Origin of the sequence: Actinomadura sp. RB99 (genome assembly GCF_014706005.1) — a bacterium.
GTDB lineage: Bacteria > Actinomycetota > Actinomycetes > Streptosporangiales > Streptosporangiaceae > Spirillospora.
This window is the reverse complement of record NZ_JABMCA010000003.1, coordinates 78,877-93,749: the sequence shown is the minus strand read 5'-3', so window position 1 is coordinate 93,749 and position 14,873 is coordinate 78,877. Positions and strand designations below refer to the sequence as shown.

Annotated in this window: 15 protein-coding genes; 12 read left to right on the top strand and 3 right to left on the bottom strand. The window is 74.0% G+C overall.

What is annotated here, in order from left to right; all coding sequences use genetic code 11:
* The first annotated feature begins 46 nt into the window (after nt 1-46).
* The 5 genes from amrb99_RS04035 to alc all read left to right on the top strand — a co-directional run bounded on the left by amrb99_RS04035 (nt 47) and on the right by alc (nt 5,844).
* Nucleotides 47-850, top strand: a complete 804-nt coding sequence (locus tag amrb99_RS04035; protein ID WP_190852383.1) for a TIM barrel protein — start codon at nt 47-49, stop codon at nt 848-850.
* Entirely contained in the window at nt 847-1,755 is a 909-nt protein-coding gene (locus amrb99_RS04030) for an NAD(P)-binding domain-containing protein (RefSeq protein ID WP_190852380.1), read from the top strand. The genes amrb99_RS04035 and amrb99_RS04030 overlap by 4 nt, the downstream gene beginning before the upstream one ends.
* Before the next feature lie 20 nt (nt 1,756-1,775).
* The gene (gene gcl, locus amrb99_RS04025; RefSeq protein WP_190852378.1) at nt 1,776-3,491 is read left to right on the top strand and encodes a glyoxylate carboligase; all 1,716 of its coding nucleotides are present in this window, start codon (nt 1,776-1,778) and stop codon (nt 3,489-3,491) included.
* A 71-nt stretch (nt 3,492-3,562) separates the two neighbouring features.
* Entirely contained in the window at nt 3,563-4,870 is a 1,308-nt protein-coding gene (gene allB, locus amrb99_RS04020) for an allantoinase AllB (protein ID WP_190852376.1), read from the top strand.
* Nucleotides 4,867-5,844, top strand: coding sequence for an allantoicase (alc, locus tag amrb99_RS04015; RefSeq protein WP_190852372.1), 978 nt, complete (start codon nt 4,867-4,869; stop codon nt 5,842-5,844). The genes allB and alc overlap by 4 nt, the downstream gene beginning before the upstream one ends.
* A 42-nt stretch (nt 5,845-5,886) precedes the next feature.
* Here the strand turns inward: alc and amrb99_RS04010 are convergent, their stop codons facing one another.
* Entirely contained in the window at nt 5,887-6,450 is a 564-nt protein-coding gene (locus amrb99_RS04010; protein WP_190852370.1) for a TetR family transcriptional regulator, read from the bottom strand.
* Nucleotides 6,451-6,576: 126 nt separating this feature from the next.
* Between amrb99_RS04010 and amrb99_RS04005 the strand changes: the two genes are divergently transcribed.
* Nucleotides 6,577-7,584 carry an oxidoreductase gene (locus tag amrb99_RS04005; RefSeq protein ID WP_190852368.1) on the top strand — a complete coding sequence of 336 codons (1,008 nt, stop codon included), beginning with the start codon at nt 6,577-6,579 and terminating at the stop codon, nt 7,582-7,584.
* Between the two features lie 56 nt (nt 7,585-7,640).
* On the opposite strand, the gene amrb99_RS50585 is transcribed toward amrb99_RS04005, so the two are convergent.
* Both amrb99_RS50585 and amrb99_RS03995 read right to left on the bottom strand, forming a co-directional pair.
* Entirely contained in the window at nt 7,641-7,874 is a 234-nt protein-coding gene (locus tag amrb99_RS50585) for a DUF397 domain-containing protein (protein WP_190852366.1), read from the bottom strand.
* A 142-nt stretch (nt 7,875-8,016) separates the two neighbouring features.
* Nucleotides 8,017-8,577, bottom strand: a complete 561-nt coding sequence (locus tag amrb99_RS03995; protein WP_347256541.1) for a TetR family transcriptional regulator — start codon at nt 8,575-8,577, stop codon at nt 8,017-8,019.
* A 343-nt stretch (nt 8,578-8,920) separates the two neighbouring features.
* Here amrb99_RS03995 and amrb99_RS03990 point away from each other — a divergent pair, with 343 nt between their 5' ends.
* From amrb99_RS03990 to amrb99_RS03965, 6 genes are all read left to right on the top strand, one after another.
* On the top strand, nt 8,921-10,027 hold the full coding sequence (locus tag amrb99_RS03990) for an acyl-CoA dehydrogenase family protein (protein WP_190852363.1): 1,107 nt from the start codon (nt 8,921-8,923) through the stop codon (nt 10,025-10,027).
* The gene (locus tag amrb99_RS03985; RefSeq protein ID WP_190852360.1) at nt 10,028-11,200 is read left to right on the top strand and encodes an acyl-CoA dehydrogenase family protein; all 1,173 of its coding nucleotides are present in this window, start codon (nt 10,028-10,030) and stop codon (nt 11,198-11,200) included.
* A gap of 28 nt (nt 11,201-11,228) precedes the next feature.
* Entirely contained in the window at nt 11,229-12,596 is a 1,368-nt protein-coding gene (locus amrb99_RS03980) for an OB-fold domain-containing protein (RefSeq protein ID WP_347256519.1), read from the top strand.
* The gene (locus tag amrb99_RS03975) at nt 12,593-13,759 is read left to right on the top strand and encodes a lipid-transfer protein (RefSeq protein ID WP_190852355.1); all 1,167 of its coding nucleotides are present in this window, start codon (nt 12,593-12,595) and stop codon (nt 13,757-13,759) included. The genes amrb99_RS03980 and amrb99_RS03975 overlap by 4 nt, the downstream gene beginning before the upstream one ends.
* A 124-nt stretch (nt 13,760-13,883) precedes the next feature.
* Nucleotides 13,884-14,162, top strand: a complete 279-nt coding sequence (locus amrb99_RS03970) for a DUF3303 family protein (RefSeq protein WP_206699782.1) — start codon at nt 13,884-13,886, stop codon at nt 14,160-14,162.
* 85 nt (nt 14,163-14,247) lie between these two features.
* Entirely contained in the window at nt 14,248-14,868 is a 621-nt protein-coding gene (locus amrb99_RS03965; protein ID WP_241755222.1) for a TetR/AcrR family transcriptional regulator, read from the top strand.
* Nucleotides 14,869-14,873: the final 5 nt, after the last annotated feature.

Sequence of the window (14,873 nt, the reverse complement as noted above, 5' to 3'; positions counted from 1 at the left end):
AACATGGCAGCCGGAAGAGCCGCCAGAGTTCGAAGGAGGCCGCGTGATGAGCCGTGAGTGGGCCGTCAACTGCTCGATCCTGTTCACCGACCTGCCGCTGCCGGAGCGGCCCGCCGCCGCGAAGGACGCCGGGTTCGACGCCGTCGAGTTCTGGTGGCCGTGGCCGGGCGTGCCCGTGCCGACCGCGTCCGAGGAGGACGCGTTCTGCCAGGCCGTCGAGGACGCGGGCGTCCGGCTCATCGCCCTGAACCTGTATGCGGGCGACATGCCGGCGGGGGAGCGGGGCGTGCTGTCGGACCCGGCGCGCGCCGCCGAGTTCCGCGCGAGCGTGGACGTCACCGCCCGCATCGCCGAGCGGACGGGCGTCCGGATGTTCAACGCGCTCTACGGGCAGCGCCTCGACGGCGTCGCCGCGTCCGAGCAGGACAGGGTCGCCACGCAGAACCTCGCCCATGCCGCCCGCGAGGTCGGCGCGTTCGGCGGGACGCTGCTCATCGAGCCGCTCGCGCGCGGCCTGAACGGCGCCTACCCGCTGGAGACCGCCGCCGACGCGATCGCCGTCGTCGAGCGCGCCCGCGCGGCCGGGGCCGCGAACGTCAGGTTCCTGCTCGACACGTTCCACCTGGTCAGCAACGGCGAGGACGTGGCGGAGGCCGCCCGCCGGTACGCCGCCGACATCGGCCACGTGCAGATCGCCGACGCCCCCGGCCGCGGCCGCCCCGGCACCGGCGGGATCGACTTCGGCGCGCTGTTCGCCCTCCTCGACGAGATCGGCTACACGGGCCGGATCGCACTGGAGTACGTGGATCCGCGGCCCGACTTCGCATGGATGGAGAAACACCGCACATGAGCACGATCGGATTCATCGGCCTCGGTGTCATGGGCTGCCCGATGGCGGTCCACCTGGTCCGCGCGGGCCACGACGTGACCGGCTACGACGTCGTCCCGAAGGGTGTGGACGCGCTGGTCGCCGCGGGCGGGTCGGCGGCGTCCGGGGTGCCCGGCGCGGTCGCCGGCGCCGAGGTCGTCGCCACGATGCTGCCGCAGGACGAGCACGTCGAGGCCGTGTACTTCGGCCCGGACGGCGTCCTGGAGAACGCCGCGCCCGGCGCGCTGTGCGTCGACTTCTCCACGGTCCGCCCGGAGACGTCCGCCAGGGTCGCCGCGGCGGGCCGCGAGCGCGGGCTGCGGGTGCTGGACGCGCCGGTCAGCGGCGGCGAGCGGGGCGCGGAGGACGCCGTCCTGTCGATCATGGTTGGCGGGGACGAGGCGGACGTCGCCGCCGCCGCGCCGGTGTTCGAGGCGGTCGGCGCGACGGTCGAGCGGGTCGGCGGCAGCGGCGCCGGGCAGTACGTCAAGGCCGCCAACCAACTCGTCGTCGGCGGCACGTACGCGCTGGTCGCGGAGGCGATCGTGCTGATGGAGGCGGCCGGCGTGGACGCCCGCGCCGGCCTCGAGGTGATCGCCGGCGGACTCGCCGCCAGCCGGGTCCTCGACCTCAAGCGCGCGTCGATGCTGGCCCGCGAGTTCGCCCCCGGCTTCCGCATCGACCTGCACCACAAGGACATGGGCATCGCGACCGCCGCCGCCCGCTCCGCCGGCGTGGCGCTGCCGATGACGGGCATGGTCGCCCAGCTCGTCGCGGCCGCCCGCGCGAAGGGGTACGGCTCACTGGACCACTCCGCGCTGCTGAAGGTCGTCGAGGACCTGTCCGGCCGCCCGGCCCGCCCCGCTTCCGGCCCCGCCGCCGCCTGACCCCGAAGGGAGACACGGACATGCCGAAGATGCCCGTCATGCGGGCGGTGGTCGAGGTCCTGAAGTCCGAGGGCGTGGACGTCGTCTACGGCTGCCCCGGCGCCGCGATCCTGCCGCTCTACAAGGCGATGGAGGAGGACGGCGGGATCGCGCACCTGATCGTCCGGCACGAGGAGGGCGCGGCGCACATGGCCGACGGCTGGTCCCGCACGACCGGCGGCGTCGGCGTCGCGATCGGCACCTCCGGGCCCGCCGGCACCAACATGATCACCGGCCTGTACACCGCGCACGCCGACTCCGTCCCGATCCTGTGCGTCACCGGGCAGGCCGCGTCGGACCGGCTGCACCAGGAGGCGTTCCAGGCCGTCGACATCGTGTCGATCGCCGAGCCCGTCACCAAGTGGGCGGTGCAGGTGAAGGAGGCCGCGCAGGCGCCGTGGATCTTCCGGGAGGCGTTCCGCACCGCGCGCAGCGGCCGCCCCGGGCCCGTCCTGATCGACCTGCCGGTCGACGTGCAGAAGGAGATGATCGAGTGGGACGCCGCGATCGACGCGCCGCTGCCGGTCGCGGCGGTCGAACCGCACCTCCCGCGCGTCGAGAAGGCCCTCGACCTGCTGCTGGCCGCCGAGCGCCCGCTGATCCTCGCGGGCGGCGGCGTGATCCTCGCCGACGCGCACGCCGAGCTGGTCGAGCTGGCCGAACTGCTGCAGGTGCCCGTTCAGGCCACGCTGATGGGCAAGGGCGCCATGGACGAGGACCACCCGCTGTACGCGGGGATGACCGGCGTGCAGACCTCGCAGCGGTACGGCAACGCCTCGTTCCTCGAATCGGACCTCGTGCTGGCGCTGGGCGCCCGGTTCGGCGACCGGCACACCGGGCGGCTCGACGTCTACCGCGCGGGGCGGACGTTCATCCACGTCGACATCGAGCCCACCCAGATCGGGAAGGTGTTCGGCCCGGACCTCGGGATCGTGTCCGACACCCGGCTGTTCCTCCGCGCACTGCTCGGCCTGGCGCGCGAGCGCGGCGCGGGCCGCCCGGCCGGGGAGTGGGCGGCGCGCGTCCGCGAGCTGAAGGCGACGCTGACCCGGCGCGACGACTTCGACGACGTCCCGATCAAGGCGCCCCGCGTCTACAAGGAGATCAACGAGTTCTACGGCCCCGACACCTACTTCGTCACCGCGATCGGGCTGTACCAGATCTGGGGCGGGCAGCACCAGAAGGCGCCGAAGCCCCGGCACTACCAGGTGTGCGGGCAGGCCGGCCCGCTCGGCTGGGAGATCCCCGCCGCGATCGGCGTCAAGACGGCCCTCGCCCGCACCGAACCGGACGCGGAGGTCGTCGGGATCGTCGGCGACTACTCGTTCCAGTTCCTCGTGGAGGAGCTGGCGGTGGCCGCGCAGTACGAGGTCCCGTTCGTGATCGTCATGCTGAACAACGAGTACCTCGGCCTGATCCGCATGGCGGAGGACCACGGCGGCTATGACATGAACTACCAGGTCGACCTGCGCTACGACGAGCACGGCACCGACAACGTCAAGATCATGGAGGCGTACGGCTGCGCGGGCCGCCGGGTGCGGGAGCCCGATGAGATCCGGCCCGCGCTGGAGTGGGCGCGCGAGGAGGCCGCCCGCACGTCGCGGCCGGTGCTGGTCGAGATCATGATCGAGCGGGAGGCCGACACCGCCAACGGCGTGCGGATCGACGACGTCCGCGAGTACGAGCCCGTCCCATGACCGTCCCGTAACCGTCCGAGCCCGTCCGGCGCCGCGTCCGCCGCCGGCGGACCCGCCTCGAGAGGAGCCGCGTGACCTACGACCTGGTGATCCGCACCGGCCGGGCCGTCCTGCCGGACGGCGAGCGCCCCGCCGCCGTCGCCGTCGCGGGCGGCCGCATCGCCGCGATCGCCGCCCGCGACGCGCCGCTGCCCGCCGCGTCCGAGACCGACCTCGGCGAGGCGGCGCTGCTTCCGGGGCTCGTCGACACCCACGTCCACGTCAACGAACCGGGCCGCACCGAATGGGAGGGGTTCGCGACCGCGACCCGCGCCGCCGCCGCGGGCGGCGTCACCACGCTCATCGACATGCCGCTGAACTCGCTGCCCCCGACCGTCTCCGTCGCCGCGCTCGCGGCCAAGCGCGCCGCAGCGGCCGGGAAGCTGCACGTCGACGTCGGGTTCTGGGGCGGCGCGATCCCGGGGAACGTCCCGTCGCTGCGCGCGCTGCACGACGACGGGGTCTTCGGGTTCAAGTGCTTCGCGTCCGACTCCGGCGTCCCCGAGTTCCCGCCGCTGTCCCCGGACGAGATGCGGGACGCGTTCCGCGAGATCGCCTCGTTCGGCGGGCTCGTCATCGTGCACGCCGAGGACCCGTCCGCCCTCACCGCACCGGCGGACGGCGGGTACCCGGCGTTCCTCGCGTCCCGCCCGCCCGCCGCCGAGCGCCGCGCCGTCGAGCGGGTGATCCGGCTCGCCCGGGAGACCGGCGTCCGCGCCCACATCCTGCACCTGTCCGCCGCCGACTGCCTCGACCCCCTCGCCGAGGCCCAGGCGGACGGCCTGCCCGTCACCGCCGAGACCTGCCCGCACTACCTCGTCCTGTCCGACGGCGAGGCGGAGGCGCCCGCCTACAAGTGCTGCCCGCCGATCCGCGACCCGGCCAACCGCGACGCGCTGTGGCGTGGCCTCGCGTCCGGCGTCATCTCCTGCGTGGTCAGCGACCATTCGCCGTCCACGCCGGAGCTGAAACAAGGCGACTTCGCCACCGCGTGGGGCGGGATCTCCTCGCTACAGCTCGGCCTCCCCGCCGTGTGGACGGCCGCCCGCGCGCGCGGGCACGACCTCGCGACCGTCGTCCGCTGGATGGCCGAAGCGCCCGCCGACCTCGCCGCCGTCCCCGGCAAGGGGCGCATCGCCGTCGGCAACGACGCCGACCTCGTCGCGTTCGACCCCGACGCCGCCTTCACCGTCGACCCCGCCCGGCTGCACCACCGCCATCCCGTCACCCCGTACGAGGGCCGCACCCTCACCGGGACCGTCCGCACGACCTGGCTGCGCGGCGCCGTCGCCGGCGGCGCGCCGGCCGGCCGCGTGCTCGCCCGCAAGGAGGCGCCTTGAGCGACTTCACGTCCCTTCCCGACCTGGCCGTCCGCACCCTGGGCGGCTCGGTCACCGCCGCCAGCGACGAGTCCTTCGAGGAGAAGGAGAACCTGGTCAACCCGTGGCCGCCGGCGTTCCGGCCCGGCACGTTCGGCCCGAAGGGCCAGGAGTACGACGGGTGGGAGACCCGCCGCCGCCGCGAGCCCGGCCACGACTGGGCGCTGATCCGGCTCGGCCTGCCCGGCGTGATCCGCGGCGTCGTCATCGACACCGCCTGGTTCAAGGGCAACTACCCGCCGCACGCGTCCGTCGAGGCGTGCGCGGTGGACGGGCACCCCGCCGACCCGTCCGCCGGGACCCGCTGGGTGGAGATCGTCCCGAAGAGCCCGCTGGAAGGCGACACCGCGCACGCCTTCCCGGTGGACGCCGAGCGCCTCTCCACCCACGTCCGGCTGAACATGTTCCCGGACGGCGGGATCGCGCGGATCCGCGTGCACGGCGACGTCGTCCCCGACCCCGCGTTCCTGACCGGGATGACCGTCGACCTGGCCGCGCTGGAGAACGGCGCCCGCGTCCTCGACTGCTCCGACATGTTCTACTCGTCGCCGGACAACATGCTCTTCCCCGGCCTGCCCCGCAACCAGGCCGAGGGCTGGGAGACCGCGCGCCGCCGCGCGCCCGGCAACGAGTGGGCCCTCGTCCGGCTGGCCGCCCCCGGCACGATCCGGGTGGCCGAGATCGACACGACGCACCTGAAGTTCAACGCGCCGGCCGAGGTCTCCCTCACCGCACCCGACGGCACGGTGCTGCTCCCGCGGACCCGCCTGCGGCCCGACGCCCGGCACCGCTTCCGCCTGGAGACGCCCGAGGTCTCGCACGTCCGCGTGGACATCCACCCCGACGGCGGCCTGGCCCGCCTCCGCCTCTGGGGCCACCTCAGCGCCGAGGGCGAGCGGCGGCTGGCCGAGAGGCATCGCCGCCTCCTGCGGTAGCCGCCGGACGGCCCGGCACGCCCGGTCACGCCTGTCACGCTGTCACGCCTGGGGGCGCATCCCGTCGCGCACGACGGCGACGACGCGGTCGAGGCCGTCCGGGTCGGTGCCGCGCGCGAGGCAGCCCGCCATCAGGGCCTTGACGTCCGGGTAGGTGAGGCCGGCGCGGACGGCGCCGGCCTCCTGCGCGCGTTCGAGCAGGTCGCGCAGCCGGCCCTGGACGTCGTACCCGGCGTCGGCGGCGGCCTTGTCGAGGTCGTATCCGGCGCCGGTCAGCGCCTCCGACAGGCCGCAGTGCGCCGCGCCCTCGCGCACGAGCGCGTCGAAGAGCGCGAAGAACACCGCGCCCGGGTCGCGCGCCGCGGGCAGCGCGTCGATCCGGTCGAGGATCTCGCGCATCCGGTCGAGGAGGACGGCCGCGAACAGGTCCTCCTTCGTGGGGAAGTGCCGGCTGACGGTCCCGGTGCCGACGCCCGCGCGCTGGGCGATCTCGTGCAGCGGCACCGACAGCCCCTCGGCGGCGAAGACCTCCGCCGCGACCCGCAGCACCCGGGCCCGGTTGCGCCGGGCGTCGGCGCGCAGCGGCCGGCCGAGCGGCTCTGCCACGGTCTCCCACCTCGCTTCCCCTCTGGACAACCGGGACGGCCGTCCCGTATCTTCCCGGAACTAAGCGGGATGGCTATCCCGCTTATGGGCGGTTCCGGCAGGCCGAACGTATCGGAGGCGAGCCCGATGAGGGACGATCGCACGGCGCCGAGACGGCGCGAAGGCGGGCGCGGCAGGGGCCGCCCGCCCTGGACCGCGGACGAGATCCCCCGCCAGGACGGGCGGACCGCCGTCGTCACCGGCGCCAGCACCGGCATCGGCTTCGAGACGGCCGCCGAGCTCGCGCGCCGCGGCGCCACCGTGGTGCTGGCCTGCCGGAACCCGGACCGGGCGGCGCGGGCGGCGGCCCGGATCCGCGCCGCCGCGCCGGACGCGCGGCTCGGCGTCCTGGACGTGGACCTGGAGTCCCAGGCGTCGGTGCGGGCGGCGGCCGCCCGGTTCCACGACGACCACGGCCGGCTCGACCTGCTCGTCAACAACGCGGGCGGCGTCCGGCCCCGGTACGCCCTGACCGAGGACGGCTTCGAGGCGACGCTCGCCACCAACCACCTCGGCCCGTTCGCGCTGACCGGCCTGCTCCTGGACCTGATGCTGGACGTCCCCGGCTCGCGGGTGGTGACGGTCAGCAGCATCGGGCACCGCCGCGGCGCGATCGACTTCGACGACCTGCACGGCGAGCGCCGCTACCGCTTCCAGACCGCCTACTTCCAGTCCAAGCTGGCGAACCTGCTCTTCACCTACGAACTGCAGCGCCGGCTCGCGGCGGCCGGGGCGGCGACGATCGCCGTGGCCGCGCATCCCGGCAACGCCCGCACCGAGTTCGGGCGCGACATGAATCCCGTGGTGCGGGCCGCGATGAGCCCGTGGGGGCGCCCGCTCACCTCGTGGTTGCTGCAGAGCGCGTACAGGGGGGCGCTGTCACCGCTGCGGGCCGCGACCGATCCCGGCGCGGGCGGCGGCGACTACTACGGCCCGCCCGGACGCGCCCAGTTCACCGGGAACCCGGTCCGGGTCGAGTCCAGCCCGCGGTCGCACGACCGGGACGCGCAGGCGCGGCTGTGGCGGGAGTCGGAGCGCCTGACCGGGGTGGCGTACCCGCTGCCGGCGGGAGCGCCGAGCCGGTCGGGGGAGTGACGGCCGCTTCCCGCGCCCGCCGGGCCTCCGGGGCTCCGGCGGGCGCGGGCGGGGCGTCAGCCGTCGGCGGGCTCCTCTTCGAGGAGGTCGTCGAACTCGCCGTCCTTGACGCCGGCGATGAAGGCGTCCCACTCGGCCTCGGTGAAGTACAGGATGGGGCCGTCGGCGTTCTTCGCGTCGCGCATCACGACGGCGCGGTCACCGAAGTCCTTGTGCTTGACGGGAACGTCCTTGCCATCGATGAACTCGATGATGACCCCGTCGCTGAGGATGGGTTCCTGCTCGGTCACTGGCACACCTTCTTCGTCCGCTCCGGTCGCGTCCAAGCGTAGTGCGCGGTGACCGGCCGCACACGGGGAAAGGGCAGGCGTCCGGACGGGAGGCGGCCCGGCGTGAGGGCTCCCCGGCGGCCCGGCGGGGCGGGCCGCGGTCTCAGTCGGTGAGGAGGCGGTCGGCGGAGATCTCCAGGCGGGCCTGGATCACCTCGGCGGTCGCCTGGCCGCGCAGCATCTCGATCATCTCCATCGTCCAGACGGACGACAGCGCGCGGGCGACGACGCGGCGCCGGTCGTCGGCCGGGATGTCGCCCGCCGGGCCGACCGCGGCGCGCAGCATCAGGTTGGTCATCCGCTCGCTGAAGTCGGTCTTGACGTCCGAAAGCAGCAGCGAGCGGATCAGCGCCTCGGCCAGCTCGGGCTCGCGCATCAGCCCCCGGGTGGCGCGCATCAGCACCTCGACGGTGCGCTCGGCGGCGGAGCCGCCGCGCGGCGGGCGGCGCTCGATGCTGCCCTCCAGGAGGTCGATCTCCTCGCTGACGACCGCGACGACCAGGTCCATCTTGGACGGGAAGTAGCGGTAGAGGGTGCCGAGCGCGACGCCGGCGCGCTCGGCGACGGTGCGCATCTGCATCGCCTCGATGCCGCCGCGCGAGGCCAGCGCGGCGGCGGCCTGGACGATACGCTTGCGCCGCTGGTGCTGGCTGCGCGAGCGCACGCCCTGCCCCGCGGCCTGGCCCGCCCGCCGGTCCGCCGCGGCGCCGCCCGAAGGCTCGTCCCCGGTCACTGTCGGCTCTGCGGTCACGGTCATCCTCCTCGCGCGGGCGCCCGTTGCGCCGCCGCTCGGCCTCCAGCGTACAGCCCGCGCGAGAACCTGTTATCTGATCGCCTGCGGCGGGTCGCCGATCGAGTGCCCCTCGGATGGTCACCGAACCCTTACTTGCTAGGCGAATCCCCGTTTCCGCGATGGTGATCACGGCGCTGGACACATACTAGAATCTGTTCTACTTTTTCGCCGTGGGCGTCCGTCCGGCCGGCCGCGCCAGGAAGGGAGCGGATGAGTGGACTTCAACCTCGACGAGACCCAGCAGGAGCTGAAGGGGCTCGCGGCGGACCTGCTCGCGCGGGAGGCCGCGCAGGAGCGGCTGGAGGCGTTCGAGAAGAGCGGCGCCCCCTATGACGCCGCCACCTGGAAGGCGTTCGCGCAGGCCGGGCTGCTCGGCGCCGTGCTGCCCGAGGACGCCGGCGGCGCGGGTCTCGGGCCGGTGGAGCTCGCGGTGATCCTGCGCGAGGCGGGCGCGCGGACCGCGCCGATCCCGGCGTACGCGTCGCTGGCGCTGGCGGCCGTCCCCATCGCGAAGCACGGCACCGCGGAGCAGCGCGCGCTGCTCGCGCCGCTGTCCGCCGGCGAGACCGTGCTGACCGGCGCCTACCGCGAGGTCGGACCGGCCGGCGAGGTCGCCGCGACCGCCCGCGCGGACGGCGACGGCCACGTCCTGGACGGCGTGAAGACGTTCGTCCCCTACGCCCGGGAGGCGGCGCGGATCCTCGTCCCGGCGCGGGTCGAGGGCGCCGGCATCGGCGTCTTCCTCGTCGAGCCGTCCGCCGCGACGATCACGCCGCAGCACTCCGCGACGACCGAGCCGCTGTCGCGGGTCGCGCTCGACGGCGTCCGCGTCGGCGCGGACGCCCTCCTCGGCGGGATCGCCGACGGCGCCGCCTGGGACACCCTCCGGCTCTCCGCCGTCGCGGGCGCGGTCGCGCTGTCGTCCGGCGTCATCGAGGGCGCGCTGGAGCTCACCAAGGAGTACACCAAGACCCGCGAGCAGTTCGAGCGGGCGCTCGCGCAGTTCCAGGCCGTCACCATGCAGGTCAGCGACGTCTACATCGCCAAGCGGGCGCTGGACGTCGCCGTCTGGGCCGGGGTGTGGCGGCTCGCCGAGGGCGCCGCCGACGCCGAGGAGCTGCTCGCCATCGCGGCCTACAACGCGTGCGATCCCGTCGTGAAGGCGCTCTACACGTGCCAGCACCTGCACGGCGGCATCGGCCTCGACATCACCTATCCGCTGCACCGCTACTTCGCCTGGGGCAAGCAGGTCGGGCATCTGCTCGGCGGCGCGGAAGACCGTCTCGACTCGCTCGGCGCGCTCATCGCTCAGGAGGCCTGAATGTTCATCGACCTGACCGGCGAACAGAAGAAGCTCCGCGCCGAGCTGCGCGAGTACTTCGAGAACTGCCTGACCGCGGAGCAGCGCGCCGCGATCGGCGCGGACCCGTTCGGCCCCGCCTACCTGGAGCACTGCAAGCGCCTCGGGCGCGACGGGATGCTCGGCGTCGCGCTGCCGAAGGAGTACGGCGGCCGCGGCTTCGGCCCCGTCGAGCAGACGATCTTCGCCAACGAGATCGCCCGCGCCGAGGTCACCTACCCGCTCATCACGCTGAACTCCGTCGCGCCGACGATCCTCCAGTACGGCACCGACGCGCACAAGGAGTTCTTCATCCCGCGCATCCTCGCCGGCGAGTGCCACTTCGCGATCGGCTACAGCGAGCCGGGCGCCGGCACCGACCTCGCCGCGCTGCGCACCACCGCCGTCAGGGACGGCGACCACTACCTGGTGAACGGCCAGAAGATCTTCACGTCGGGCGCGCAGACCGCCGACTACGTCTGGCTCGCGGCCCGCACCGACCCGTCCGCGAAGAAGCACAAGGGCATCTCGATGCTCATCGTGGACTGCAAGGACCCCGGCTTCTCCTGGACGCCGATCATCACGATGGACGGCGCCCACCACACCAACTCCACCTACTTCCAGGACATCCGCGTCCCGGCGGACATGCTGATCGGCGGGGAGAACAACGGCTGGGACCTGATCGTCAACCAGCTCAACCACGAGCGGGTCACGCTCGGCCCGGCGGGCAACATCGGGCACACCCGCAACCGGTTCGAGCGCTGGGCCCGCGCCACCCCCGGACGCGACGGGCGGCCGCTCATCGAGCAGCCCGCCGTCCGCCGCGCGCTCGCCCACGTGCACGCCTACCTGCGCGTCAACGAGCTCCTCAACTGGCAGGTCGCGGCGAACCAGGACCTCGGCTGGCTCGGCGCGGCCGACGCGTCCGCGACGAAGATCTACGCCTCGGAGCGGGTGCAGGAGGTCGGCCGGATCGTCGGGGACGTCCTCGCCCGGTACGGCGACCCGGGCGACCCTGCCACCGCCGAGTTCATGCGGGTGACCGACCGGATGGCCAAGGGCGCCCTCGTGCTCACCTTCGGCGGCGGCGTCAACGAGATCCAGCGCGAGCTGATCGCGATGATCGGGCTTGGGCTGCCCCGCGCGCCGCGCTGACCCGGTCGCCCACGAAGCGAGGAGACCCGTGCACGACGAACTCATGGCGCTCGCCGGCCGGCTGGCCGCCGCCGGCGAGCGCCCCCCGCTGCCCTGCCCCGACCCGGTGAACGCCGCGATGATCCGCAACTGGACCCAGGCCCTCGGCGACACCGGGACCTGGGACGACGTCGCGCCGCCCGCGATGATCCAGGTGTGGTCGATGCCCGGCCTGGTCCGCCGGCCGGACCAGCGGGGCGCCGCGGACGAGGTGCTGGCGACGCTGGACGCCGCGGGCTACACCGGCATCGTCGCGACCAACTGCGACCAGACCTACGACCGCTACGTGAAGGTCGGCGAGCGGCTGCGGACGCGGATGCGGTTCGGCGGCGTCACCGGCCCGAAGCGGACCGCGATGGGCGAGGGCTACTTCGTCACCTGGTACCAGTCCTGGTACGACGAGAACGACGAGCGCGTCGCCGAGATGCTGTTCCGGGTGCTGAAGTTCAGGCCGGGCCCGCGGCCGCCCGCCGCCGGCGCGGGCGGGAGATACCCGCTGCGACCCTCGATCGGCAAGGACACCGCGTTCTTCTGGGACGGGGTGAACGCCGGCGAGCTGCGCATCCAGCGCTGCGCCGACTGTGGAACGCTCCGCCACCCGCCCGGCCCGATGTGCCCGCAGTGCCATTCCCCTAACCGCGACTACATCGTGGCGAGCGGGCGCGGCGAGGTGCACAGCTACGTCGTGCACCACCACCCGCCCGTCCCCGGCCGGACGCCGCCGTACGCCGTGGCGGTCGTGCAGCTGGAGGAGGGCGTCCGGATCGTCGGGAACGTCAACGGCTGCCCACCGGACGAGGTGCGGATCGGCATGCCCGTCCGGCTGGTGTTCGAGCGGATGGACGACGAGCTCGTCCTCCCGCAGTGGACCCCGGTGGACGCGCCGCCGTCCCCGCCGTCCCCTCCGTCGACGGCGGCGGCCGCCGGGCCGGTGGAGGCGGAGCCCGCGTCCGGCGGCCTGGAGATCGAGCTGACCCCGACGTTCATCATCTCCACGGCCATCGCGACGCGCGACTTCATGCCCGTCCACCACGACCCCGCGCAGGCGCGCGCCCAGGGCTCGCAGGACATCTTCGTCAACATCCTGACCAGCATCGGGCTCGTCCAGCGGTACGCGCTGGAGACCGTCCGGGACGCGACGCTGGAGAGCATCGAGGTGCGCCTCGGCGCCCCCGCCTACGCCGGCGACACCCTCACCCTCACCGGCGACCGCGCCGACGACCGCACCCTCCGCGTCCGCGGCGCGGTGAGCATCGGCGACCACCTCACCGCCACCGTCCGCTTCCGTGCCGTTCGAGGGGGGACGACCCCCCGCACCCCCCGAGCCGGCTCCGCCGGGACTGAGGAGGCCCCATGAGCCTGTCAGGGAAGGCGGCGATCGCCGGGATCGGCGCGACCGAGTTCTCCAAGGAGTCGGGCCGCTCGGAGCTGCGGCTCGCCGCCGAGGCGTGCCTCGCCGCGATCGAGGACGCCGGGCTGACCCCCGCCGACGTCGACGGCCTGGTCACCTACACCGCCGACGCCAACTCCGAGATCGCCGTCCAGCGCGAGCTGGGCATCCCCGCGCTGCGGTTCTTCTCCCGCGTCGACTACGGCGGCGGCGCGGCCTGCGGCACCGTCGCGCACGCCGCGATGGCCGTCGCGACCGGCCAGGCGAAGGCGGTGCTGTGCTACCGCGCGTTCAACGAGCGCTCCGGCCACCGCTTCGGCCAGGCCGCCCCGTCGGGCCGCGTCGACGCGACCGGCCTGGAGTTCTCCTGGCACCTGCCGTTCGGGTTCGCGACCCCAGCCGCGTGGGTCGCGATGCAGGCCCGCCGCTACATGCACGACTACGGCGCGACCAGCGAGGACTTCGGCCGCGTCGCGGTCGCGATGCGCCGCCACGCGGCCACCAACCCGGCCGCGTGGTTCCACGGGCGCCCGATCACGCTGGAGGACCACCAGGCGTCCCGCTGGATCGTCGACCCCCTGCACCTGCTGGACTGCTGCCAGGAGTCCGACGGCGGCGTCGCGGTGCTCGTCACGTCCCTGGACCGGGCCCGCGACCTCCGGCACCCGCCCGCCGTCATCGCCGCGGCGGCCCAGGGGACGGGCCCGGACCAGATGATGATGTTCGGCTACTACACCGGCGACCTGTCGGCGCTGCCCGCGATGGGCACCGTCGGCGACGCGCTCTGGGCCCAGTCGGGACTGACCCCCGATGACGTCCAGACCGCTATCCTCTATGATCATTTCACCCCGTTCGTCCTGGTTCAGCTGGAGGAGCTCGGCTTCTGCGGCCGCGGCCAGGCGAAGGACTACATCAAGGACGGTGGCATTGAGCTCGGCGGCAGGCTTCCGGTCAACCCCAACGGGGGTCAGCTGGGTGAGGCGTACATCCACGGCATGAACGGCATCGCCGAGGCCGTCCGCCAGGTGCGCGGAGCCGCGGTGAACCAGGTCCCGGACGTCCGCAACGTCCTGGTCACCGCCGGGACCGGCGTGCCCACCAGCGGCCTGGTCCTCAGCGCCCTGAACTAGCGTCCGACCTGCGCGTTTGCCGCAGAACCGGAGGGACACACTCACCCCGACGCCGCCGGGCTCCCACAGCGCGCGGGCAGCCGCGCCGGTCCGCGGCATGCGGGGGATGAGTGCCATGAGAGTGATGCTGCACGCGCGTCTGGACACCCGGCTCGGCAATGAGGCCATCAAGAACGGCACCATGCCGAGGGCCATGCAGGCGCTGATGGAGCGGCTCAAGCCCGAGGCGGCCTACTTCTCCCCCAGCGAAGGCAAGCGGTCGTGCACGCTCGTGTTCGACATGCAGGACAGCTCGCAGATCCCGGCCGCCGTCGAGCCGCTCTTCACGGAGCTGGGCGCGGACGTCGAGATCGTCCCGGTGATGAACATGGACGACCTCCAGAAGGGCCTCGCCGCGCTCTGACCGCCCGCGGCCCGGCGCCGCGGCGCACCGCCGCGAACCGGGGACCCCGGCGAACGTGTAATCCGATTACTGGGATAATCGGATTATGCGACTGACGAGGGAGGAGACCAAGGAGCGCAACCGGCGGGCCCTGCTCGACGCCGCGCTCCGGACCGTCTCCCGGGACGGCTACCAGGCCAGGCTCGAGGACATCGCCGAGCGGGCCGGCCTCACCACCGGCGCCATCTACTCGCTGTTCGGCAGCAAGGACGGCCTGCTCACCGAGCTGGTCACCGGCTACCTGCGCCCGCACTACGCGGAGATCGAGCGCGCCGTGCCCGCCGGCCTGCCCCTGCCGGCGGCCGTCGACGCCTTCGCCCGGCACTACCGGCGCACCTGCGACGGGCCGGGCGCGCGGTCCGGCCTGTCCCTCCAGATCGGCCTGCTCGACATGGCCCTGCGCGCCCCCGACCCGGGTTCGCAGCTCGCGCCGCTCTTCCGCATGCACGAGGATCAGCTCGTCGCGCTCTTCACGGGCCGGGCGCACGACGGCGGCACCGTCACGGCGGAGCAGGCGAAGCGGCTCGCCGTCGCGCTCGGCGCCCTGCTCATCGGCCTCGGCCAGGGCGTCGTCCTCGGCCTCGCCCCCGACGCCGACGAGCAGTACTTCGCCGACGCCGCCGCGGCACTGGTATCCGGCGGGTCCCTCCTCGCGGCGGCGGAGTGAGCGGG